The following is a 22673-nucleotide window of genomic DNA, read 5'->3' on the forward strand; positions in this document are numbered from 1 at the left end:
GACTCAGGAGAAATCCATGAACACCTTTCACCCACTGGAGGTCCGGGACATTCGGCGCGAAACCCGCGATGCGGTTTCGATTCTCTTCAATGTGCCCGGGGCATTGCGCGACACCTTCCAGTTTCAGCAGGGCCAGTACCTCGTACTGCGCACGCAACTGGATGGCGAAGAAATCCGCCGCTCCTACTCGATTTGCAGCGCTCCACATGAAAACGAGCTGCGGGTGGCGGTCAAGCAAGTCAGCGGCGGGCGCTTCTCCGAGTTCGCCAATCAAACGCTGGTCGTCGGCGATTATCTGGACGTCATGGCGCCAAGCGGCAATTTTTTTGTCGAGCTGGACGCGCAACGTCACGGCCGCTATCTGGGCATCGCCGCCGGCAGTGGCATCACGCCTTTGCTGTCGATCATCAAGACCACGCTCGAGCAGGAACCGCATAGTCAGTTCACCTTGCTCTATGGCAATCGCTCCAGTTCCGGGACGCTGTTTCGCGAACAACTGGGAGACCTGAAAGACCGCTATCTGGAACGCCTGAAGCTGATCTTCGTGATGAGCCGCGAGCGCCAGGATGTCGACCTCTATAACGGTCGCCTGGATGGGCAAAAATGCCGGCAATTCTTCACTCGCTGGATCGATGTCGCAGCGTTGGATCATGCGTTTATCTGCGGCCCGCATGCGATGACCATTGAGGTTCAACAAGCGTTGATCGAGCACCAGCTTGACCCCGCACGAGTGCACTGCGAACTGTTCGCCAGCCCATCAGCCGGCCGCAAACAGGCCGTTCGCGAGGCCGCCCCGACAGACACCGTCAGAACCAGCCTGATCACCGTGATCAGCGATGGCAACAGCCTGGCCTTCGAGCTCCCGCGCAACACCCTGAGCATTCTCGACGCCGGCAACCAGAACGGCGCAGAACTACCCTACGCCTGTAAGGCCGGGGTCTGTTCGACCTGCAAGGCCAGGTTGGTCGAAGGTGAAGTGGAGATGGACAGCAACTTCGCCCTTGAAGATTACGAGATCGAAGCAGGCTTCGTTCTCTCATGCCAATGCTTTCCCCTTTCTGATCGAGTAGTGCTGGATTTCGATCAACTTTGAAACCCCACAACAAGAAAACTGTTCCGCTGCTGCAGCACTTTTAGCACCGCCCTTTTCTGGTACCTGCGTGACTAAGCCGCCTTTGAACTGCCTTTAGCGCAGAGAAGACTCGACTCATCAAGGAACTCTGAGGAAAAACGAATCATGGACATGACTATTGGTGATTTTTTATTGCGACGCTTGCGCGAATTCGGCATTCGTCATCTGTTCGGCGTACCCGGGGATTACAACCTGGCATTCCTCGAACAGGTCGAGTACTCGAACGAAATAGAGTTCATCGGCAATTGCAATGAACTCAACGCTGCCTATGCCGCGGACGGCTATGCCCGGACCCAGGGCTTTGGCAGCGTATTGACCACCTATGGCGTCGGCGATCTGAGTGCGCTAAATGGCATCGCCGGCGCCTACGCCGAACGCGTACCGGTGATTCTGATCTCCGGCATGCCGCCCCTGCATGCGATTCTCGACCGCGCGTTGTTGCACCACACGCTGGTCGACGGCAACTACGACAACGTGATGATCACCCTGCGCGAGTTCACAGTGGCGCAAGCCCGCATCACGGTGGAAAACGCTGCAGCGGAAATCGACCGGGTGTTGCTGACCTGTTATCGAGAGCGACGACCGGTTTATCTACAGCTACCGTCGGACCTCGCCACGCTGCAAATCGAAGTGCCTGAGCATCCATTGCAGTTGACCGAAACCCGCAGTGATCCGAACCAACTAAAGGAAGTGGTTGAGCAGATCGTCCAGCGCCTTTCACACGCCAGCACGCCGACGCTATTGGTGGATGCAGATGTCTCGCGTTTTGGTCTGACCGGCCTGGTGCAGAGCCTGGCTGAAACGCTGAATGTGCCATTTGCAACCATGGCACCAGCCAAGGCCATGCTGCCAGAATCGCATCGTCTGTTTCTCGGGACCTACGTCGGCGCTGGTTCGGCTCCGAGCGTACGTGAAGCGATTGAAAACTCAGACTGCGTGATCAGCATCGGCGCTCGATTTACCGACACGAGCACGGGTCTGTTTTCGCAAAAATTCAGAGCCGGCTCGTTGATTCAGCTGCACCCCTATGCCGTATCCCTCAACCGTGTCCACTACACCGCCGTATCGGTGCGCCAAGTGCTGGCGGGCGTCCTTCAGCTGGCCACGAAGCGCCTCCAGGCCTGGCCGATGCGCGAGTTGCGCGAGCAACGTTCAGTCACGCCGTTCGAGCCACAACCGGATGCCAAGCTGAGCCAACTGCGCTTCTGGCAACGCATCAGTCACTTCATAAAACCGGGCGATCTGATCATCGCTGAAAGTGGCACTTCTTCAGCCGGCCTCAACGGTTTGAGCCTGCCGGAAGATGTCACCTTCATTTCCCAGCCGATCTGGGGCGCTATCGGTTTCACTCTGCCGGCCCTGCTCGGCTCGCTAGTGGCCCAACCGCAACGCCGGCAGATGCTGTTCATCGGCGACGGTTCGATCCAGATGACCGTGCAGGAGCTGTCATCGATTCTGCGTCGCGACCTCAAGCCGATTATTTTCCTGATCAACAACGACGGCTATACCATCGAGCGCCTGATACTCGGCGAGAACTCCAGCTACAACGACGTCAACCGCTGGCGTTACGCCGAGCTGCCGTATGTACTGGACACGCGCAATCGCTCTCGACGGCTGATCGTTCACACCGAAGATCAATTGGAGGCCGCTGTCGAACAGGCAGCGACAGCCAACGAGCTGGTGTTTATCGAAGTGATGATGGAGCGGATGGATGCCCCTGAGTCGCTCAAGCGTTTCGCGAAGATGTTTGCCGACTTCGATTTCGGTCCCATTCCCAAAGCGACCGAAACGTTGTCGATGGCAGTCTGAGCCAAAGGCATCGGCGGTGGTCACCGCCCATGCCTTCTTGCCTCCAGTGACCTTCAACGGTCACCCTCTGCATCAGGCGATGGAACGAACCACGCCACCATCGACACGCATCGCCGCACCGGTGGTTGCACTGGCTTGAAGCGACGCCAGATAGACCACCAGATTCGCCACTTCTTCAGTCGTCGCCAAACGCTTGATCAGCGAGCTTGCGCGATGTTGCGCGATGAAACTCTTCTCCAACTGCTCAGACGGCACGCCTTGTTCTTCGGCCATCTGCGCGAAGAAACCGCCGACACCTTCAGAGCGCGTTGGCCCCGGCAGTACCGCGTTGACCGTCACACCGGTGCCGGCCAGCGTTTCCGCCAGGCCACGAGAGATTGCCAGCAGCGCGGTTTTGGTGGTGCCGTAATGGACCATTTCAGCCGGAATCTGCAACGCCGATTCACTGGACAGGAACAACACCCGACCCCAGCCACGTTCAGCCATGACCGGCGCATAGTGACGTGACAGACGCACTGCGCTCATTACGTTGACGTCGAAAAAACGCTGCCAGTCGGCATCGGTAATATCAAAGAAACCCTTGGGCTCGAAGATCCCCAGGTTGTTCACCAGGATGTCGACATTCGATACTTTGGAGAACAGTTCCTGCGCGCCTTCCACGTTTCCCAGATCGGCTGCAAGACCGATCAGCCGAGCACCCGGCAGTCGGCTCAGAATGTGCTCGATAGCCTTGCGCACCCTCTCCTCGCTACGCCCGTTGATGACCACTTCAGCACCCGCCTCGGCCAGACCGAAAGCAATAGCCAGACCAATACCGGCCGTGGAACCACTGACGATCGCGCGCTTTCCGTGCAACGATATGTTCATGCTTACTTCCTCCGATGGATGATGTAACGACACAAAAGGCGGACTCAAGGTCCGCCGTAATTGATTCGAAAAGCCTGGCGCCTCAATCAGTGGTACCGGCATCAGCCGTTGCCAGCGGGATAAATCGACTGCCAGCCGCCACCTAGTGATTTATATAGCCCAACCATGGCCAACGAGACCGTAGTCGAGCTTTCCACCAGTTGTTCCTGATTCGCCAACAAGGCGCTCTGAACCGTCAGCACGTTGAGGAAATCCACCACCCCTTCGACGTACTGGCTTTGCGCAGTTTCCAGCGCAATCCGATTCTGCCGCACCGCTTCGGCCAGTCGGTCACGTCGCAGTTGGCTGGCGTTGTACAAGGTCAGCACATCATCAATTTCATGCCAGGCCCGCAGCACCACCTGTTGGTAATCGAGCGCCGCTTCCTGTTGTTGCGCCTCGCGCAACTTGACCATCCCACGCAAACGTCCACCCTCGAAAATCGGCAGACTCAACTGTGGGCCGATAGCAAATTGGCGCGAGCCCCAGGACCCGAAATCCGATAGCTGCATAGACTGGAAACCAACGTTGCCGGACAGACGAATGCGCGGATAGAAATCACCTTTGGCCACTCCGATCCCAGCCGTCGCGGCATGCAGACGGGCTTCGGCTTGACGAATATCCGGACGACGCTCGGCCAGCTCCGAAGGCAAGCCAATTGCGAAGTTTTGTGGGGTTTGCGGTACTTGCGCCGGTCGCTCCAGTTCGGCCTGCAAGGCTCTTGGTGGCTCGGCCAACAGCAGGCTCAAAGCATTGATCAACTGTGCCTGACGCTGTTCGAGCGACGGTAAGCGCGCTTCGACTGCGGCGACCTGCGCAGCGGCTTCAGCCACATCCAGATTGGTCGCGATGCCATCAGCCAAACGCGTTTGCGACAGCTTCAGGCTGTGCCGGGAAACAGCTAGGTTCTCGCGAGTGACCGCGAGGGTGCTCTGCACGCCGCGCAGCTGAATGTAATCGCCAGCGGTCTCGGCCAGAATCGACAGCAGGACCATGCGCCGGTCGTTCTCAGCCACCTCGACCGATGCATCGGCCGCTTCCACTTCGCGTTTGACCCGGCCCCACAAGTCTAGCTCCCAGGCAGCGGTGAAATCGCCCTCCCAGAGATTGAAGGCAGACTTGCCGCCCTTGCCCGAAGGGTCACTCAGGCCCTTGCTGCTGTTGCGTGCCCGCTCATAGCCGACACCGGCATCAAGGCTCGGATATTGATCGGCGGCGATGGTCTGGCGCGCCGCTCGACTCTGCTGCAGACGAGCACTGGCGATTTTTACATCGAGGCTGCTGGTGACAGCACGGCGAGCCAGGGCAGACAACTGCGTATCGTGAAAGATGTCCCACCAGCGTTCTTCAACCGGCGAAGCCTCTGGGCGACTGACGGCAGCCTGGCCTTGCAGCAAGGGCCACTTTGCGTTATCTGGCCCCTGAGGCTTCTGAAAGTCCGGACCGACGCTGCAAGCCGAGAGCATCAACACGCTCGACAACAATAATGGTTGAACAGGGAAAGTCCGACTCATCGAAGGGTGACCTCTTTACGTGCGTCGTTGCCCTGCGGGTCCTGCGTCTCGATACTGGCTTCCACCGACATGCCCACACGCAGGCGGTTCGCCAACGGTTGATCGGCATCCAGCGCAATCTTCACCGGTATCCGCTGCACGACTTTGGTGAAGTTGCCCGTCGCATTGTCCGGTTTGACCGAAGCAAAGGTCACCCCGGTCGCCGGCGCAATACTTTCGACCCGACCGGTGAGGCTCTCGCCACTAAAGGTGTCGACGCGGATCTTCACTGGCTGCCCTGGCTGCACATGTGTCAACTGGGTTTCCTGGAAGTTGCCAACCACATAGGCCCGCTCCAGAGGAACAATCGCCATGATCTTCGCGCCTGGATTGACATAGGCCCCGACACGCGCAGCACGTTCACCGACTACACCATCCAGCGGTGCCACAAGACGAGTGTAGGACAGATCAAAACGGGCCCGCTCCAAGGATGCCAACGCATGTTTGTGGCCTCCGTCGGCACTGTCGAGCTGGGCCTTGAGGATATCCACCTGTTTGCGCGAAGCGGCCAAGGCAGCGGTCGAATTGGCCAAGCGGGCGCTGGCTTGATCCACCCGGCTGCGGGCCTGCTGAGCATTTTGCACGGTGCCGGCGCCCTGGCCTGCGAGATGGTTGTAGCGCGTCAGTTCGTGCTCCGCGAAAGCTTGCTCAGCCTTGTCGGCAGCCATCATGGCCTGCGCCTGAGCGATCAATGACGACTGGCGTTCCAGCGTAGCTTTCGCGTTTTGAAACTGCGCCTGCGACACCAGTGACTGTGCCTCGGCCGCCTGGAGCGCAGCCTGGTAGTCACGATCATCGATGACCACCAGCAATTGACCGGCCTTCACCGGCTGGTTGTCCTCGACCAGCACCTGACTGATAAAACCCGAAACCTTCGGCGCCACCAACGTGTAGTCCGCCGTGATAAACGCATCGTTAGTGGTTTGCAGCGAGCCGGAACCAAACAGGCGCGGCGCTGCCAGGTAGATGACCCCGCCAAGAGCAACCAAGGCAACTGTGTACAAGGCAATTTTCTGATTTTTACTCGTAGTCATAACGACTTTCTCTCTGAATGGAACGCTATGCCACCGCACGAGGTGGATAGATCCGGGAAGGCATCAACGGGATCAACAGAATCAAGGCCAGTGCCAGCAACGCCATGCAGTAGTACAAGTCCGAAGACGTCAGTACGACCGCCTGTTCGTGGATGCGATGGGCAAGCCCTGCAGCGTCGCTGTCTGCCAAAGGCGAGTTGCCCAGGCGATCGACCAGCATGGTTGAGTGGAAATGCAGCCGCGCCGTGGTCAACGCCTCCAGCACGCCGGTAGCAAGGACCGCCGAAAAACCTTTGACGGTGTTGAACCAGGCGGAAGCGAACGGGCCGTCTTGCGGCGCCAGGCCGCCGGTAGCGAGCATCAGCAACGGGATCACCGCCATCGGCTGACCAAACACCTGGAACAGCTGCAAGATGTAGAAGTTGTCACGAATCCACTCGGAAGTGATTTGCGTGCCGCCAGCACAGGCCAGCGCCAGCAATCCAAGACCGATTGCCAGAACCCATCGGCAGTCGACCCGACGGATGTTGCACAAGGCCGCCACCAGCGGTAACGCCAGCAACTGCGGCAAGGCCACCATCAGCAATACCGGCGCAGTTTGTACCGGGCGATAACCCTGCACCTGAGCCAGGTAGCTGGAAGGGATGATGATCACCGCCAGCAATACGATCAGCACCCCGCCGAGGGTTAGCAACGAGTGGGACAGGTTCAGGTTGGTCAGCATCTGCAATTTGAAGAACGGCAGCGGGTGCGACCATTCATTAATAAAGAACAACACCAACAGCACCAGACCGCCGCCAAGCAGCCAGCAGATCAGCGTGGACTCGAACCAGTCCAGACGATTGCCCTGGGACAGACCGATCACCAGCGCACAAATCGCCGGCAAACCGAGCAACAGGCCACGCCAGTCAAACTGTTTGAAACGCTCAAAGCGCATCGGGTCCTGCGGCAAGCCATATGCAACCGCGACCATCGCCAACAAGCAGGGCGGGACGATCTGCCAGAACGCCCATTGCCAACCGACGTATTCGGTCCACAACGCGGCCAGCGGAGTCCCCAGGCTCGGGCCGAAGGTGGCAGTCAACGCATAACTTGCCAGCCCGTAAAGCTTGACGCCGGGCGGGAGGAAACGCAGCGCGACGGTCATCAGCATCGGCGGCAGACTGCCCCCGGCCAGCCCCTGCAAAGTTCGTAACACCATCAGGCTTTCGAGGTTCGGAGCGAACGGGCAGAGAATCCCAAGCACGGTAAACGCACCGATGGCGCTGAGAGTGAAGCGACGCAGGGAGAAGGTGACCGAACACCAGGGCGCAAACGCCATGGCCGATACTGAGGTGGCAGCGTAAGTGGCGATCAACCAGGTACCTTCATCCGCACCGATATACAGCGCGCCACGAATGTCAGGCATGGCCACTTTGGTGACCATCTCGTTGAGACCGGCCACTAATACGGCAATCAGCACCCCGATCAGCCCGATCACAATACGCAGGCCAAACACTGGCGCAGCGGCCGGTGCGGGTTTCGTCACCTCCAGCGTCGGGGCCATAACAGCAGGGGCTGCGAGCGAACTCACGGGTTCACCCGTCGGCCAGCGCCCCGAAAGATAGAAAACAACACAAGGCACATTGCGTCATGACTCCAGGTAAAGGGTTACCTGGATAGTTTATGAAGACGCAATAGTTCCGAAAACTGACATATGGGAAGCTTTAAGCTGCACCCAACGCACGTATCAATCCACAGGCTGCGATAAGCCGGGGTCGTGCTCGGCCCGAAGGGGCTTGCGGCGATCCTGGAAGCGCAAGCTGCTTCAAACCCGTGGCGAGGAGTACTTGGCACAGCTCTCTTTCAACGTCTGACGCAGCCAGCGATGGGCCGAGTCGTTATCAAAGCGTGGATGCCAGGCCTGCATGACCACCACCGTCTCCAGCGCCATAGGGATCCGGAACGAACGCAACGGCAAGCCCAGCCGCGAGACGCTCCACAACACATGCTCCGGCAGCGGCAGCAACAGGTCGGAATCGGGCAAGGCGAACATCGCCGAGTGAAAGCTAGGAGTGATCAACGCGACACGCCGCTGCAAGCCCATCCCGGCCAAAGCGGTATCGATCGGCCCGGTTGCACGACCGCGTCGCGACACGCTGACCTGCGCATAGGAGGCGAAACGTTTTGGCGTGATTTCTTCCTGAAAGATTGGGTGATCCACCCGGGCCAGGCCGACAAAGGTCGTGGTGAACAGGCTCTGAACTTTGATTTCCGGCCCAAGATTTCGCGTCGCACTGATATAAAGATCGATCCGCCCTTCGCGCAACGCGTCATCCTCGCCCTCGCCTTCCGGCACGAAGCGCAGCACGGTACGTGGGGCCTTTTTGCGCATGATTTCCAGCAGCTGCGCACCAAAGGCCGCGACAAATACGTCATTCGCCCGCAAGTTGTAGCAGCGTTCCAGCGTCGTCAGATCGACCTCGTCACCCGAAAGGAACACCTGCGCCGCTTGTTCGACCAAGCTGCGCACCTGAGCCCGTAATGCCAGCGCCTTGGGTGTCGGCACCAGGCCACGTCCGGCGCGCACCAGAATCGGGTCACCCACTGCGCTACGTATCCGGGTCAAGGTCCGGCTCATCGCCGCGGGGCTCAAGCTCATGCGCCGGGCGGCACCGACCACACTGCCCTCGTCCAGCAGCGCATCCAGGGCCACCAGCAGATTCATATCTGGAAGATGCACAACAAACACTCCTTGTGAAAATCAATTAATCCTGGCGCAATCCTAGCAGTTTCTGACCAAACCCCAATGCGCGCGAAGCCTGCGCCGTATGCAACTATTAAATGCGCGACGAACCATTTACCTAAACGTACGATTTTCCAAGAATACCTGCTTTCCGTTAACTCCCGGTTGGAACAGCCATGCTTCGCTCCTTACTCGTTGCTATTGATGGTTCGCCCCAGAGCCGATCGGTCCTGGACTTGGCCGCACAGTATTCCAAGCTGGATGCCTCTCGACTCTATGTCCTGCTTTCCGTCGACAGTGCGTACACCCTGCCTTCGGAAAATGGGCACATCAAGCCTGCAGATGAGCAGGAATATCCCGCGGCCAGCAGTGAGCAACATATAGCCAATAACGCCATGCAAGAGGCCCTGGACTATTTACGGTCACTCGGGCTTGACGCAGAAGGCGTGGTCATTGACGGAGAGCCGGCCTCTTCGATCGTTTCGCAAGCCGACCGGCTGAAGGTCGACTTGATCATCGTCGGCCACCGCCATCTTTCGCGGATCAACCGTATCTTCGACCCTTCAGTCAGCGCCCGAGTCATCGAAGTCGCCCGCTGCCCGGTGCTGGTCGATGTCCTGAATTTCGCAGGTGATATATGAAACTGGAATACCTTTTATTGGAAAAGCATGGTCATGTGGCGATGATCACCCTTAACCGCCCCGAGGTGCTGAATGCGCTTTCAGCCGGACTGAATGCCGAATTGGCGCGTCTGCTCGATCATCTGGAAACAGATGACGAAACTCACGTAGTGGTGATTACCGGCAATGAAAAGGCCTTCGCCGCCGGTGCCGATATCAAGCTAATGAAGGATTGGAGCTACATGGATGTGTACAAGGCTGACTTCGTCAGCCTTGACTGGGAACGCCTGAGCACCTTTCGCAAGCCGAGCATCGCTGCGGTTGCTGGCTATGCGCTGGGCGGAGGCTGCGAGCTGGCGATGATGTGCGATTTCATTATCGCAGCGGAAAATGCCCGCTTTGGCCAGCCAGAGATCACCCTCGGTACCATCCCCGGCGCCGGTGGCAGCCAACGACTGGCAAGGTTTGTCGGCAAATCCAAGGCCATGGACATGGTTCTGACCGGGCGCACCATGGATGCCGTCGAAGCCGAACGCTGTGGTCTGGTTAGCCGTTTAGTGCCGACTGCCTCGCTGCTCGACGAGGCACTGAAGATAGCCTCACGCATCGCTGGCTTCTCATCCCCGGTAACACTACTGGCCAAGGAAGCGGTAAACCGCGCCTTCGAAACCAGCCTGGCAGAGGGCGTACGCTTTGAACGCCGGCTGTTCCATTCGACCTTTGCTATCGAAGATCAGAAAGAAGGCATGAACGCGTTCAGTGAAAAACGCCCGCCGCAGTTCAAACATCGCTAAGCAGGCAAGCAGGAATCGGGATTCAGCCAGGCTCGAAAGCCTGGCCGAAAAGCATCACTCAGGAATACGCAATACCTGGCCGGTATAGATCTTGTCCGGGTGCGACAGCAGCGGTTTGTTGGCTTCGAAGATTTTCTGATACTTGTTGGCGTCTTTGTACTCAGCCTTGGCAATCGCGCTGAGGGTGTCGCCTTTTTTCACGGTGACGAAACGCGCCGCCTGAGCGACCGGGCCGGTCACGGTGATCTGGTCGTCAACGCTGCCGATACCGGCAATGTTGCCCACGGCCAGCAGAATTTTCTCTTTTTCTTCCTGGCTGGCGACTTCACCGGTCACCGTGACCGTATCGCCATTCACTGTTGCCTGAACATTCGGGTTGCCCAGGCCGACCTTGGCGATGTGCTCCTTCAACTGCTCGCTCGCATTGGCATTACCCGGCGTTAACAGGTCAATAAGCTTTTCGCCCGCTTCTTTCACAAAGCTAAAAATACTCATGATGCACTCTCCTTGGGTTTATGAGGTCCAGACGCGAAAGACTAGACCAACGGCAAAGAACGAGGTTGCGATCCGACCAATGACTCAAGTGCTCTGCAAGCGCGTTAGAATCTCGAGCCTGACCGCGCTCTGGAGCGAAGATGGACATCAAGCAACTTAAATTCCTCATCGCCCTCGACGAAACCCGGCATTTCGGCCAGGCCGCTGCGCGTTGTCACATCACCCAGCCGACCCTGTCCATGCGCCTGCGCAGCCTCGAAGAAGAACTCGAGTTGCCGCTGGTCAATCGCGGGCAGCGCTTCGAAGGATTCACCGCACCGGGTGAACGGGTACTGGCGTGGGCGCGCACCGTGCTGGCGGCCTACGACGGTTTGCAGGCCGAAGCGGCTGCCTGTCGCGGCAATCTGGTCGGTACGTTGCGTCTGGGCGTGGTGCCGCTGTCGAGCTTCGATCCGCTGCCGCTGATGCAACGCCTGCACGCCGAACACCCGAACCTGCGCTTCGAACTCTCAGCCCTGAGTTCTGAACAAATCCTGGAACAACTGGCGAACAATCGCCTGGACCTCGGCGTTTCGTACCTGGAGCGACTGGACGGCGAACGCTTCAATTCCCTGGCGTTCAGCGAAACCCGCATGGGCCTGCTCTACGATCAGCGCTTCTTCAGTTTCGGCGAGGCGCCGCTGAGTTGGGAATCGCTGATCGAACTCCCGCTGGGCATGCTCACCAGCGGCATGCATTTTCGGCAGTCCATCGACCACAACTTCCACAGTCGCGGCCTCACCCCGCAGCCGTTGCTGCAAACCGATGCCGTCCACCAATTGTTACAAGCGGTGCACGGCGGATTCTGCTGCGCCGTGATGCCGCTGGACGGAGGCCTGGAAAAACTCACCGACCATTTGCGCCTGCAACCCATCGAAAATGCTCAAACCCTCGCCCGGCTGGGGCTGATCATGCGTCGCAGCGCCCCGCGTTCGGCGCTCGCGGAAGCCTGTTTCGCAATTCTTCAGAAATCGCTGCCAAGCTCTTGATCGACGCCATCTATCGGTAGATCAGTATTAGCGATTAGACGCGACAAGTTGACGCGCCTAGGCTTAAAGCAGCCTAAACCGTCGGTGATGCCTAATGAACGCCAAGCACCCTGTCTGCGCGGCGCCAGCCCTCGAAACGCCAGCGCCCGCCGCAAGCCAGACGTACAGTTACTGCGACCTTCAAGACACCGAATCAGCCAGCACCGCGCTGGCCGAAGAAGTCGCGTTGGCGATCGCTTATAACGGCATCAGTCAGGCGGTCATGTTGGTGACGCCGACGGACCTTGAAGACTTCATCGTCGGCTTCAGTCTCGGCAGCGGCATCATCGAAGACGCCTGCGATATCTATGACCTGCAACTCAGCGGCTCGGGTTCAGCGCAATACGCGCAAGTGACCATCGCCAACCGCGCCTTCTGGAACCTCAAGCAACAGCGTCGGCAAATGGCTGGCACCAGCGGTTGCGGACTCTGCGGTGTGGAAGCGGTGGAGCAGGCATTGCCAGACCTCAAGATCCTGCCCGGCGCACCCTTGCCGCCCGCCGAATGGCTCGATGGTTTGCGTCAACGCATCGGTGCGTTTCAGCCTCTTGGCCAGTACTCCGGCGCGGTGCACGCCGCCGTGTTTATGAACAGTCAGGGCCAATTGCTGCTGGGCCGCGAAGACATCGGCCGACACAACGCCCTCGATAAGCTGATAGGCGGACTGATCCGTCAGAAAATCCCGACCACCGGCGGGCTGGTGATTGTCACCAGCCGTTGCAGCCTCGAATTGATCCAGAAAGTATTGCGCGCAGGTATCCAGACCCTGGTCAGCCTGTCGTCGCCCACGGGCCTTGCCGTGCAATGGGCCCGTCGCCACAACCTTAATCTCATCCACCTGCCGCAGAAAAGTGCGCCGCGGGTCTACAGCCCTGCGACGGAGAACCAAGCGTGAGTCAACATCGTCAAGCCGACCAGAAACCCGTCCCTCGCTACAAGCCCTACAAAGGCCCAGCCGGTGGCTGGGGCGCGCTGGCCAGCGTTGCCCGGGCCTGGTTGACCAGCGACAACGCGCTGAAAAACCTGCGCATGATGCTCAAGACCAACAAGAACGGCGGGTTCGACTGCCCCGGTTGCGCCTGGGGCGACTCCAACGAAGCCGGCATGGTGGCGTTCTGCGAGAACGGCGCCAAAGCAGTGAACTGGGAAGCGACCAAACGCCGTGTCGACGGTGCGTTCTTTGCCAAACACAGCGTCAGTTCGTTGCTGGAACAAAGTGACTATTGGCTGGAATATCAGGGGCGTCTGACCGAGCCACTGCGCTACGACGCCGAGACCGATCGCTACAAACCCATCAGCTGGGAAGCGGCCTTCGCGCTGATCGGCAAACACCTGCAAGGGCTGTCGAGCCCGGATCAGGCCGAGTTCTACACCTCGGGCCGCGCCAGCAACGAAGCGGCGTACCTGTATCAATTGTTCGTGCGTGCCTACGGCACCAATAACTTCCCCGATTGCTCGAACATGTGCCACGAGGCCAGCGGTGTGGCCATGTCGCAAAGTGTCGGCGTCGGCAAAGGCACCGTCACCTTCGACGACTTCGAACACGCCGACGCGATTTTTGTCTGGGGTCAGAACCCTGGCACCAACCACCCACGGATGCTCGAACTGTTGCGCGAAGCGGTGAAACGCGGCGCTCAGGTGGTATGCATCAACCCTTTGAAGGAGCGCGGCCTGGAACGCTTCCAGCACCCGCAACACCCGATCGAAATGCTCACCAACGGCGACAAGCCGACCAACACCGCGTACTTCCGTCCGGCATTGGGCGGCGACATGGCGATCATGCGCGGCATGGCCAAGTTCCTGCTGCAGTGGGAGCGTGACGCACAGAAGGCGGGTGAGCCTGCCGTATTCGACCACGACTTCCTCAATGAACACAGTGTCAACGTGCTGGAATACCTGGGCATCGTCGACGACACCTCGTGGGAGCAGATCGTCGAACAATCCGGACTGACGCTGGTTGAAATCGAGCAAGCGGCGCGGATGTACGCCAAAGGCAAGAACGTGATCATGTGCTGGGCGATGGGCATCACACAGCATCGCCATTCGGTGGCGACCATCCAGGAAATCGCCAACCTGATGTTGCTGCGCGGCAACATCGGCCGCCCCGGCGCCGGTCTGTGCCCGGTGCGCGGCCACAGTAACGTGCAGGGCGACCGGACCATGGGCATCAACGAGCGTCCGCCGGGGGCGTTCCTCGACTCCCTGGAGCGTCGCTTCAAGTTCAAGGTGCCGCGTGAAAACGGTCACAACGTGGTCGAGGCGATCCATGCCATGGCTGACGGCCGCGCGAAAGTCTTTATCGGGCTGGGCGGTAACTTCGCCCAAGCCACCCCGGACAGCTCACGGACCTTCCAAGCCCTGAGCAACTGCGACCTGACCGTGCAAATCAGCACCAAGCTCAACCGCAGCCATTTGGCGCACGGTAAAGACGCGTTGATCCTGCCGTGCCTGGGTCGCACCGACATCGACATCCAGACCGAAGGCCCGCAAGCGGTGACCGTCGAAGACTCGTTCAGCATGGTTCACGCCTCCAACGGCCAGTTGCAGCCGCTGTCGAACCAGATGCGCTCCGAGCCGTCGATCATTGCCGGCATCGCCGCCGCGACCCTGGGCAGCAAACCGGTGGACTGGAACTGGCTGGTGGCCGATTACCGGCGCATCCGCGACCTGATCGCCGACACCATTGTTGGTTTCAAGGACTTCAACGAGAAGATCCAGAACCCGGGCGGGTTCTACCTCGGCAACAGCGCCGGTGCTCGCCGCTGGAATACCGCGTCGGGGCGCGCCAATTTCCGTCCGAACATCCTGCCTAAAGATCTGGTGCACGAGCGCACTCGCGCCACCGGCGTATTGCCAGACCTGATCATGCAGTCGATGCGCTCTCACGATCAGTACAACACCACGATTTATGGACTTGATGACCGATATCGCGGCGTGAAAGGTCAGCGTGATGTGTTGTTCGTCAACGAAGCCGACATCATTCGCCTGGGGTTCAAGCCAGGGCAAAAGGCTGACATCGTTTCGATCTGGGATGATGGACGTGAGCGTCGGGTGAAGGGCTTTACGCTGCTGGCGTTTGATATCCCTGCCGGGCAAGCGGCGGCTTACTACCCGGAAGTGAATCCGCTGGTGCCGCTGGAAAGCATCGGGGATGGCAGCCATACGCCGACATCGAAGTTTGTGGCAATCCGGCTGGAAGCGGCGAGTGCGACTGGGTTGATTATGGCGAAGTCGGCGTAACGCGGCAGCAGGTCTGGCCCCTTCGCGAGCAAGCTCGCTCCCACAGTGGATCCTGGTTGAACACAAATACTATGCCCACTGAAGATCTAATGTGGGAGCGAGCTTGCTCGCGATAGCGGTGGAACATTCAACGAATTTCCGAATTGACTGCTTTTCCTTTCGCCCACAAAAAAGGCCGTTTTGCATGAAAACGGCCTATCCGAAGTAGCTAAAGACAGGCGAAAAATACTTAAGTTCCGGCTAAAAAACAGTAACTTATAGAAATGTGCTCAAGTCGTGCTACTCGTCGGATTTCGATTGTCACGACCATGACACAGCCTCAGGATCGCGCCGTCATCCCCTTGAGGTTCCTCTATGAAGTTCTCCTCGATTCTCTTGTTGTCCCTTAGCCTGGCTAGTGGCATCGCTTCTGCTGGCGGCACCGCTGAAGCAGGTGTGGGCGGCGCATTGGGCGGGGTTCTGGGCTCAGTCGTCGGTCAGTCACTAGGCGGCAATACAGGTTCCACCATCGGCGCGGCCCTGGGCGGCGCGGGTGGTAGCGCCGTTGGCGCAGACAGACGCAGCCGTGGCGAAGCCGCCATTGGCGGTGCGTTGGGCGCGGCAGGCGGTAACGTGGTCGGTCGCAGCATGGGCGGCACCTCCGGCAGTCTGATCGGCTCCGCAGCAGGCGGCGGCGCCGGTGGCGCGCTGGGTAACTACATGGGCAACAAGAGCGATGACGACGATGATCGTCGCTCCTATCGTCGTGGTTATGATGATGATCGTCGCTACTACCGTGACGGCCACCCGGGGCGCGGTCATGCCTATGGCCACCGCAAGCATCACCATCGCTATCGCGACTGAGGCTTGAATCGCCTCGCTTGCCGATGCATCAAAAAATCGCAGCCCAAGGGCTGCGATTTTTTTTGTCCGTCAAACCACCAACCGCTCCAGCGCCCCGCGCAACCCGGCAGGAATCGCCACCGGCTGATTAGAAGCCCGATCCACAAACACATGCACAAAGCGCCCTGCTGCGCAGGCTTCGTCTTCCCCGGCCTTGAACACTGCCAGCTCGTATTGCACCGAACTGTTGCCCAACTTGCCCACCCGCAAACCAATCTCGATCCGATCGGGGAAGGCAATGGAAGCAAAGTAATCGCAGGCCGAACTCACGACAAAACCCACCACCTCGCCGTCATGGATATCCAGGCCGCCGACTTCGATCAGGTAGGTGTTCACTGCAGTATCGAAGAAGCTGTAGTAGGTGACGTTGTTGACGTGACCATAGGCGTCGTTGTCGTGCCAGCGGGTGGTGATGGGCTGGAAGTGGGGGTAGTCGGTGCGTTGGGGCATCGGGTTGGACATCAGCGTCGATTCCTGGAGTTGGATTGCCAGTCTAAGGCGAAAACCGCGTCGTACTCATCGCGAGCAAGCTCGCTCCCACAGTGAATCTCAGTCGTACACAAAATCTGTGCTCACTGAAGATCAAACTAATGTGGGAGCGAGCTTGCTCGCGATGAGGCCATCAGAGGCACTACTTCAATCAGCGCTCAGAAAACCCCTTGCCCACCGCCGCCAACTCCCCAATCAACCGTGCCGGATTCCACTGATCACCCTGCTTCGTCTCCAGCGCCAGCAACCGTTGGTGAATATCCGCCAGCCCTTGCTGATCCGCCCAAGCCATCGGCCCACCCTTGTCCGCCGGGAAGCCGTAGCCATTGAGGTACACCAGATCGATGTCGTGCGCCGATCCGGCAATCCCTTCCTGAAGGATCTTCGCACCCTCGTTGACCAGTGCCAGCAAGCAGCGCTCAAGAATCTCCTCGGGGCTTATCTCGCGACGCTGGAACCCCAGCTCTTCGCTGACCTTCAACACCAGCGCATCGACTTCAACATCGTGCTCAGCCTGGCGACTGCCCGGCTCATAGTGGTAATAGCCATTGCCACTTTTCTGGCCGAAACGACCCAATTCGCACAGACGATTGTCCACCTGAACCTCAGGCGCATCCTGCCCTTTGCCGGCCAACTGCCGGGCGCGCCACTCCAGATCAATGCCGACCACGTCGTACATGCGGAACGGCCCCATGGCGAAACCAAAACCTTGCAGTGCCGCATCGACCTGATGTGGATAAGCGCCTTCGAGCAGCATCTTGCGCGCTTCTAGCACATACGGATGCAGCATGCGGTTACCGATGAAACCATGGCAGTTGCCCGACACCACGCTGACTTTGTCCATGCGCTTGCCCAGTGCCAGAGCAGCCTCAAGCACCACCGGTAAAGTCTGCGCACCGCGAACGACTTCCAGCAACTTCATGATGTGCGCCGGGCTGAAGAAGTGCAGGCCCAGGACCTGTTGCGGACGGCGAGTGGCCGCGGCGATGGCATCAATATCCAGCGCCGAGGTATTGCTGGCCAGAATCGCTTCAGGTTTGAGCAGATCGTCCAGCTCACGGAAGATTTTCTGCTTGAGCTCAAGGTTTTCGTACACCGCTTCGATGACCAGATCGACATCGCAGATCGCCGCGTAGTCAGCAGCCGCCGTTACCCGTGCTATGCGAGCGTCCGCTTCGGCCTGATCGATCCGTCCCTGACGCACGTTGTGGGCGTAGGTGTCCGCCACGGTAGCCAGCGCCTGTTCAAGCATCTGTGGATTGTTATCGACCCACTGCACCGGGACGCCGGCGTTGGCCAGACACATGACAATGCCACGGCCCATGGTGCCCGCGCCAATGACGGCGGCGCGCTGAATAGTGAACGGTGTCTGGCTCATAGTTGTTCTCTTGTTGGCGATCCAAAGACAGCCTTCACCATAGTCAGGCGGCGCGCATTTTTGAAATTTATTCCTGTGATGAGCAACATTCAGCGGATGGATCTACGCCGGCAAATGTGCCTCGGCCCACGTCCGGACTTCGGCATACGGATAATCCTCCAGCGCCGCAAACCCGGGAATCGACCGTGCCTTGAGCTTGGTGAACAGCGGCACGCCGATGCCGCATAAAAACCGCGTAACGCGTTCCGCCGATGGAGTGTTGCCGGTGTACTGCTCGTGCCTGTGGATAAAGTCACCGCACAACGCCTCGAAGTTTTTATCCACAAGCGCCGGTAATTCCGGTGGCGTCGGCAATCGCGCCACATCCCCGTGACACACCGAACAATGCCCGCACTGCTGCGGTGCGTTTTCATCGCCGAAGTACTCGGCCAGGCGATAACCCAGGCAATGGTCGGTGGCGAACAGTTCCAGCATGGCGTGAATCCGCGCGACCTCGGTGCGCTCGTGCCGGGTGAAATAGGCGTGTAACTCGGCGCTCAGGGCCTGGCTGTTGAAATCCGTTTGCAACAGGCTGTAGACCTCGGTCATCTGTTTGCTTTCGAGCTCGACCCAGCCCTTTTCCTGGAAATAATCCAGCGCCTTGACCACTCGATTGCGTTCGGCCTGATGCTGTTCATACAGCGCATCGAAATTCACCGTGGCCCAGGTCCGTGCGCGACTGGAGGTCTGGATAATCGCCGCGACGAAGTCCTTGCGCTCACCCTCGAAACGGGCGAGTAAAGCTTCCGGCTCCTGCAAATACTTGAAACGGTATTCGGCGTAATAGGCGTAACGCGGCGCAATGATTCCACGCAGTTCCAACTGCACCAGCAAAGTCTTGAGCGGCAGCTGACGGATGTTGCTCTGATCGGCCAGCGGCCCCAACAGAAACTCCCACTGCCCCTCGGGCGCGGCGGCTTGCAACTCGTCGAGCACATAGCGGATGCCATCCAGCTCAGGCGTATCGCCGTAGACGAAGTTTTCCAGCACGTTGAGGCTGTCGCGGTTGGCCAATACCAGGCAGTCGGACGGCTGCCCGTCACGCCCGGCACGGCCGATTTCCTGGCTGTAGTTTTCGATGGATTTGGGCAGGTCGAAATGCACCACGTTGCGGATGTCGCTCTTGTCGATGCCCATGCCGAACGCGATGGTGGCAACGATGCAATTGGACTGCCCGCCCATGAACCGGCGCTGGATTGCTTCGCGCTGTTCGTGGGGCAGACCAGCGTGATAGGCCTCGGCCTGAATGCCGTTGCGGGTCAGATGTTCGGCAATGTGCTCGGCGGTTTTCTGCAGGGTGACGTAGACAATGCTCGGCTGGTCGGGACGCTGGCTCATCCATTCGACAAGGCGTCGTCGCTTGTCCTGACCGCGCACCGGCTCCACCAACAGATTGAGGTTCGGCCGGTAGAAACCGGTGGTCACCACGTCCTCAGGGGCGATGGCGAATTTTGCCTCCATGTCCGCGATCACTTTGGGGGTCGCAGTGGCGGTCAGCAGCAAGGCCTGAGGGATGTTGAACTGGCGCTGATAGTCGGGGAGCTTGAGGTAGTCGGGGCGAAAGTTGTGGCCCCATTCCGAGATGCAGTGCGCCTCGTCCACCACCAGCAACGAGATCGGCACCTGCTGCAAGAAATTGCGGAAACGCTCGTTCTTCAGGCGCTCCACGGAGATCATCAAAATTTTCAGCTCGCCAGACTTGGCCCGAGCCATCACGTCGCTGGCGTCATCGCGGCTCTGGGCCGAATCGATACTGCCCGCCGCAATGCCATGGCGCTGCAGGAACGCCAACTGATCCTGCATCAACGCCAGCAGTGGCGAGACCACCAGCGTCAGGTGCGGCAGTAGCAAGGCCGGCAATTGATAACAAAGGGACTTACCCGAGCCGGTGGGGAAAATCGCCGCCGCCGAGCGCCCGGCCAACACCGCGCTGACCGCCGCTTCCTGGCCGGGCCGAAACTGTGGATAACCGAAAACCTGTTCCAGGGTGTTGTGCATAAGCTGTCACTCCGTTGACCGCTGCGAAGCCCAAAGCCTAGCCGGCAAACGCAGCGAGTCGAGAAAAGGTCGGGGACCAAAACGATACGGGATGATACAGCGTGTTGTCGGCGATCGTTCCCATGCGCCGCAAAGGAATGCAGCCCGTGACGCTTCGCGTTACTGGACGCGGAGCGTCCCTTGAGGCATTCCCACTCGGGTGCGTGGGAAGATCAGTCAGGAGAGGAGGCTAAGGCGCCAACACCGCCACGCGCAGCTGTTCATTCAATGCCTGCTCGTGAAACACCTGGCTCTTGCTCGCCCAAATGGCATGGGCCGGACTGATTTCGCCGGTGAACGCCGCCGCCAACTGACGCAAATCAGCGCGCAAAGCGGTGTCCATGCTCGCCTGACTGGTCAGCGCATCCGGCCAACCAGTGCGGTCCATATTGGCCAGGACCATCGAGCTACCTGCATCAGCAGCACCCGCCGCGCGACAAAACCCGCCCCACAGCAACAAAATCGAGGCCATACGTAGCCATTGCATACTTAATTCCCTTTAAGCGTTGGACGGACGTTTCGAAACGTCCTACTGATTCTGGCGCGCACCATACAGAGGCTTGATGCGTTACGCCTGACAAACCCGTAGGAAATTTGCCATCTAAGGGTTTAGGCGTAAAAAACCTCGGGAAACGCGTAGGTTTGGTCCGAAAAGGCAGGAAAAACCCCTACAAACCCTGTCCATTGCGGCCGTATTGCCGCGCTGCGTCGCCACCTTCATAGTTTGCGGCGCGGCTGAAAACAGGGTGTCGACCTGCCGGCGAGACTGCCCGACTTCCTACAGGACTGACCTAAATGCAAGACCGCTACCGTCCACTCAAAACCAGCTACAGCGAAACACCCGTCCTCGTCATCGACACCACGGCCAGCACCGGTGCCGTCCTCGACGCAGCGCACCAACGCCTGCGCGCAGCCAGCGATTTGCTCGAAACGCTTTATTGCCTGTGCTTCAAACAGGCCGACGTTAAAGACATCCCTCATATAGTGAATGCGCTTTACTTACTAACGCAGGATGGTTGCGAGCTACTAGAAGTTGCCAAACAAAGAATAGAACACTAAAACTTCAAACACACACTACAACCCCGGCAACAACTAACCACTTCATTATTTAAATAACTCAAACTAGTCTGCACGCTCTTAAACCAAACAAGAGCACAACAATGACTACATTAACTATTTTCTTTTGCGGTACCGGCTCGACTAAATTTGACAACCAAAACCCAACTTACTGGAATGGCGAACTGGTTTCGGCACTGGCCTCCCATCATGCTGGCCGAGAGTTTGCCGAATGGATCGTCATTGACGGCCCTGGCACCAGCAACCTGCAAGCTGATGAGCTGTTCACTAAATCCAAGGACTACGGCCTGAGCGGCACGCTGTTCGGCAAGGGCTGGGAGGAGAACGTAAAGCACGCCATCAACATCATCAAAGGTCAGTGTGACTGGCAGCGTGAAAAACTGACCGAGACCGAATACAACCGCCTGAAGGCTGCTGGCATTCCAATCGAAGACGTGATCGTCGAAGGCTCCTGGCTGTGGCGTAAATATAACTACGGCGACCGCAGTGTGACCCAGCAGAAGTTACAAGAACAAATCATTAAAACGTTTCGCAAGGACGGCATTATTCCTACCAAGGTAAACTTGGTAGGCTGGAGCCGCGGCGGTATTAGTTGTCATATGCTGGCCAATGCCATGTTCAAGGACAGCACACTGAAGAACATCCCGGTAAATATCTTTGCGATTGATCCGGTACCGGGCATCGGCAACTTTCAGGAAGACAAAGTAAAACTGAATGCCAATGTAAAAGAATACGTCGGCTTCTACGCACGGGACGAGCGCTCCAAAGGCTTCAGCTGCGTCATCCCGCAAACGGCCACCGGCACCCGAACCCACATCTACCCGATGCCCGGCCGCCATGGCACGCTGGTTGGCAACGCCGCAGCAGACGGTGTCAGCGGCCCTAAAGCACTGGCCGAACCCGGTCTGATCGTCCGCCACTTTGCCGAAGTGTGCCTGAAGCGCTGGGGCGTGCCGCTGAACAAAACCCTCAACCTGACCCCGGCCGCCCTGCAGAACCACCACAACACCATGGTCAGTACCGCCGCGAAATACAAAGCGATGGAAAAGTGCTCATACACCTACTTCACCGAGCTGGACCAGGGTGAGCGTTACGTTTCGCTGGGTAGTAATGGGGTCAAGTTCTCGGCAGTGAAAGGCACGATCTACGCGCCGGCGACCGGGCTGACTACTGGCCTGCTGGATGTGGCGGCGTATCAGCATATTCGTTGAGGTGGTAGGACGCGGCGTGGCGGAAAAGCACGAGAAAATCCTCGCGAAAACTCCTATAGAAACGGCCTAGCCAAGGTTCATCCCGTTCCTACATGCGGGGACTCTTTGTCGTCTATCGCTGCCCGGCTGCTCACACCTATAGTCGGGCTGTCGCTGCCAAATCAGCGTCTCGGGCTTGGTCACTC

Annotated in this window: 20 protein-coding genes; 10 read left to right on the plus strand and 10 right to left on the minus strand. The window is 58.7% G+C overall.

All coding sequences use genetic code 11. The annotated features are described in order from the left end of the window. The first annotated feature begins 16 nt into the window (after positions 1-16). Together paaE and CUN63_RS11065 are read left to right on the plus strand one after the other, a co-directional pair. Positions 17-1093, plus strand: coding sequence for a 1,2-phenylacetyl-CoA epoxidase subunit PaaE (gene paaE, locus CUN63_RS11060; protein ID WP_129439370.1), 1077 nt, complete (start codon positions 17-19; stop codon positions 1091-1093). Positions 1094-1237: 144 nt separating this feature from the next. Next, complete coding sequence (locus CUN63_RS11065; protein WP_129439372.1) at positions 1238-2941, plus strand: alpha-keto acid decarboxylase family protein; 1704 nt, start codon at positions 1238-1240, stop codon at positions 2939-2941. A 72-nt stretch (positions 2942-3013) separates the two neighbouring features. Here the strand turns inward: CUN63_RS11065 and CUN63_RS11070 are convergent, their stop codons facing one another. From CUN63_RS11070 to CUN63_RS11090, 5 genes are all read right to left on the minus strand, one after another. Next, positions 3014-3808 (minus strand): SDR family NAD(P)-dependent oxidoreductase, encoded by a 795-nt coding sequence (locus CUN63_RS11070; RefSeq protein WP_129439373.1) that lies wholly within the window; start codon positions 3806-3808, stop codon positions 3014-3016. A 101-nt stretch (positions 3809-3909) separates the two neighbouring features. Continuing rightward, positions 3910-5361: an efflux transporter outer membrane subunit gene (locus CUN63_RS11075; RefSeq protein ID WP_129439375.1), complete on the minus strand. Its 1452-nt coding sequence runs from the start codon at positions 5359-5361 to the stop codon at positions 3910-3912. After that, positions 5358-6434, minus strand: a complete 1077-nt coding sequence (locus CUN63_RS11080) for an HlyD family secretion protein (protein ID WP_129439377.1) — start codon at positions 6432-6434, stop codon at positions 5358-5360. Before CUN63_RS11080 ends, CUN63_RS11075 begins: the two co-directional genes overlap by 4 nt. A 25-nt stretch (positions 6435-6459) precedes the next feature. Next, positions 6460-8007 carry an MFS transporter gene (locus CUN63_RS11085; protein WP_129439379.1) on the minus strand — a complete coding sequence of 516 codons (1548 nt, stop codon included), beginning with the start codon at positions 8005-8007 and terminating at the stop codon, positions 6460-6462. A 234-nt stretch (positions 8008-8241) separates the two neighbouring features. Next, positions 8242-9156, minus strand: a complete 915-nt coding sequence (locus CUN63_RS11090; RefSeq protein ID WP_129439381.1) for a LysR family transcriptional regulator — start codon at positions 9154-9156, stop codon at positions 8242-8244. Between the two features lie 179 nt (positions 9157-9335). Between CUN63_RS11090 and CUN63_RS11095 the strand changes: the two genes are divergently transcribed. Then, complete coding sequence (locus tag CUN63_RS11095; RefSeq protein ID WP_129439383.1) at positions 9336-9800, plus strand: universal stress protein; 465 nt, start codon at positions 9336-9338, stop codon at positions 9798-9800. After that, positions 9797-10573, plus strand: coding sequence for an enoyl-CoA hydratase (locus CUN63_RS11100; RefSeq protein WP_129439385.1), 777 nt, complete (start codon positions 9797-9799; stop codon positions 10571-10573). The genes CUN63_RS11095 and CUN63_RS11100 overlap by 4 nt, the downstream gene beginning before the upstream one ends. A gap of 54 nt (positions 10574-10627) precedes the next feature. On the opposite strand, the gene lysM is transcribed toward CUN63_RS11100, so the two are convergent. Beyond that, the gene (lysM, locus tag CUN63_RS11105) at positions 10628-11068 is read right to left on the minus strand and encodes a peptidoglycan-binding protein LysM (protein ID WP_129439386.1); all 441 of its coding nucleotides are present in this window, start codon (positions 11066-11068) and stop codon (positions 10628-10630) included. Positions 11069-11208: 140 nt separating this feature from the next. On the opposite strand from lysM, the gene CUN63_RS11110 reads away from it, so the two are divergent. The 4 genes from CUN63_RS11110 (at position 11209) to CUN63_RS11125 (ending at position 16218) form a co-directional block, all read left to right on the plus strand. Then, positions 11209-12096: a LysR family transcriptional regulator gene (locus tag CUN63_RS11110; RefSeq protein WP_129439388.1), complete on the plus strand. Its 888-nt coding sequence runs from the start codon at positions 11209-11211 to the stop codon at positions 12094-12096. A 94-nt stretch (positions 12097-12190) separates the two neighbouring features. After that, positions 12191-13030, plus strand: a complete 840-nt coding sequence (fdhD, locus tag CUN63_RS11115; protein ID WP_129439390.1) for a formate dehydrogenase accessory sulfurtransferase FdhD — start codon at positions 12191-12193, stop codon at positions 13028-13030. Next, the gene (locus CUN63_RS11120; protein WP_129439392.1) at positions 13027-15375 is read left to right on the plus strand and encodes an FdhF/YdeP family oxidoreductase; all 2349 of its coding nucleotides are present in this window, start codon (positions 13027-13029) and stop codon (positions 15373-15375) included. The genes fdhD and CUN63_RS11120 overlap by 4 nt, the downstream gene beginning before the upstream one ends. A 354-nt stretch (positions 15376-15729) precedes the next feature. After that, positions 15730-16218: a glycine zipper domain-containing protein gene (locus CUN63_RS11125; RefSeq protein ID WP_129439394.1), complete on the plus strand. Its 489-nt coding sequence runs from the start codon at positions 15730-15732 to the stop codon at positions 16216-16218. A gap of 69 nt (positions 16219-16287) precedes the next feature. Here CUN63_RS11125 and CUN63_RS11130 read toward each other — a convergent pair whose 3' ends face one another. The 4 genes from CUN63_RS11130 to CUN63_RS11145 all read right to left on the minus strand — a co-directional run bounded on the left by CUN63_RS11130 (position 16288) and on the right by CUN63_RS11145 (position 20687). Beyond that, positions 16288-16719: a thioesterase family protein gene (locus tag CUN63_RS11130; RefSeq protein WP_129439396.1), complete on the minus strand. Its 432-nt coding sequence runs from the start codon at positions 16717-16719 to the stop codon at positions 16288-16290. Between the two features lie 178 nt (positions 16720-16897). Next, a complete protein-coding gene (locus CUN63_RS11135) occupies positions 16898-18124 on the minus strand; it encodes a 3-hydroxyacyl-CoA dehydrogenase (protein ID WP_129439398.1) in 1227 nt (408 codons plus the stop codon). A 102-nt stretch (positions 18125-18226) separates the two neighbouring features. Next, positions 18227-20161: an ATP-dependent DNA helicase RecQ gene (locus CUN63_RS11140; RefSeq protein ID WP_129439400.1), complete on the minus strand. Its 1935-nt coding sequence runs from the start codon at positions 20159-20161 to the stop codon at positions 18227-18229. A 229-nt stretch (positions 20162-20390) separates the two neighbouring features. Further along, positions 20391-20687: a hypothetical protein gene (locus tag CUN63_RS11145; protein ID WP_129439402.1), complete on the minus strand. Its 297-nt coding sequence runs from the start codon at positions 20685-20687 to the stop codon at positions 20391-20393. 308 nt (positions 20688-20995) lie between these two features. Here CUN63_RS11145 and CUN63_RS11150 point away from each other — a divergent pair, with 308 nt between their 5' ends. Next, the gene (locus tag CUN63_RS11150) at positions 20996-21259 is read left to right on the plus strand and encodes a hypothetical protein (RefSeq protein ID WP_129439404.1); all 264 of its coding nucleotides are present in this window, start codon (positions 20996-20998) and stop codon (positions 21257-21259) included. Between the two features lie 101 nt (positions 21260-21360). Next, positions 21361-22488 (plus strand): hypothetical protein, encoded by a 1128-nt coding sequence (locus tag CUN63_RS11155; RefSeq protein ID WP_129439406.1) that lies wholly within the window; start codon positions 21361-21363, stop codon positions 22486-22488. Positions 22489-22673: the final 185 nt, after the last annotated feature.

The sequence above is a fragment of the Pseudomonas sp. ACM7 genome (assembly GCF_004136015.1).
Lineage (GTDB): Bacteria > Pseudomonadota > Gammaproteobacteria > Pseudomonadales > Pseudomonadaceae > Aquipseudomonas > Aquipseudomonas frigoris.

Bases quoted from the DNA above. Each gene is read 5' to 3' on its own strand.
- paaE (WP_129439370.1), top strand. From the start codon at position 17: ATGAACACCTTTCACCCACTGGAGGTCCGGGACATTCGGCGCGAAACC.
- CUN63_RS11065 (WP_129439372.1), top strand. From the start codon at position 1,238: ATGGACATGACTATTGGTGATTTTTTATTGCGACGCTTGCGCGAATTC.
- CUN63_RS11070 (WP_129439373.1), bottom strand. From the start codon at position 3,808: ATGAACATATCGTTGCACGGAAAGCGCGCGATCGTCAGTGGTTCCACG.
- CUN63_RS11075 (WP_129439375.1), bottom strand. From the start codon at position 5,361: ATGAGTCGGACTTTCCCTGTTCAACCATTATTGTTGTCGAGCGTGTTG.
- CUN63_RS11080 (WP_129439377.1), bottom strand. From the start codon at position 6,434: ATGACTACGAGTAAAAATCAGAAAATTGCCTTGTACACAGTTGCCTTG.
- CUN63_RS11095 (WP_129439383.1), top strand. From the start codon at position 9,336: ATGCTTCGCTCCTTACTCGTTGCTATTGATGGTTCGCCCCAGAGCCGA.
- CUN63_RS11100 (WP_129439385.1), top strand. From the start codon at position 9,797: ATGAAACTGGAATACCTTTTATTGGAAAAGCATGGTCATGTGGCGATG.
- lysM (WP_129439386.1), bottom strand. From the start codon at position 11,068: ATGAGTATTTTTAGCTTTGTGAAAGAAGCGGGCGAAAAGCTTATTGAC.
- CUN63_RS11110 (WP_129439388.1), top strand. From the start codon at position 11,209: ATGGACATCAAGCAACTTAAATTCCTCATCGCCCTCGACGAAACCCGG.
- fdhD (WP_129439390.1), top strand. From the start codon at position 12,191: ATGAACGCCAAGCACCCTGTCTGCGCGGCGCCAGCCCTCGAAACGCCA.
- CUN63_RS11125 (WP_129439394.1), top strand. From the start codon at position 15,730: ATGAAGTTCTCCTCGATTCTCTTGTTGTCCCTTAGCCTGGCTAGTGGC.
- CUN63_RS11130 (WP_129439396.1), bottom strand. From the start codon at position 16,719: ATGTCCAACCCGATGCCCCAACGCACCGACTACCCCCACTTCCAGCCC.
- CUN63_RS11135 (WP_129439398.1), bottom strand. From the start codon at position 18,124: ATGAGCCAGACACCGTTCACTATTCAGCGCGCCGCCGTCATTGGCGCG.
- CUN63_RS11140 (WP_129439400.1), bottom strand. From the start codon at position 20,161: ATGCACAACACCCTGGAACAGGTTTTCGGTTATCCACAGTTTCGGCCC.
- CUN63_RS11145 (WP_129439402.1), bottom strand. From the start codon at position 20,687: ATGCAATGGCTACGTATGGCCTCGATTTTGTTGCTGTGGGGCGGGTTT.
- CUN63_RS11150 (WP_129439404.1), top strand. From the start codon at position 20,996: ATGCAAGACCGCTACCGTCCACTCAAAACCAGCTACAGCGAAACACCC.
- CUN63_RS11155 (WP_129439406.1), top strand. From the start codon at position 21,361: ATGACTACATTAACTATTTTCTTTTGCGGTACCGGCTCGACTAAATTT.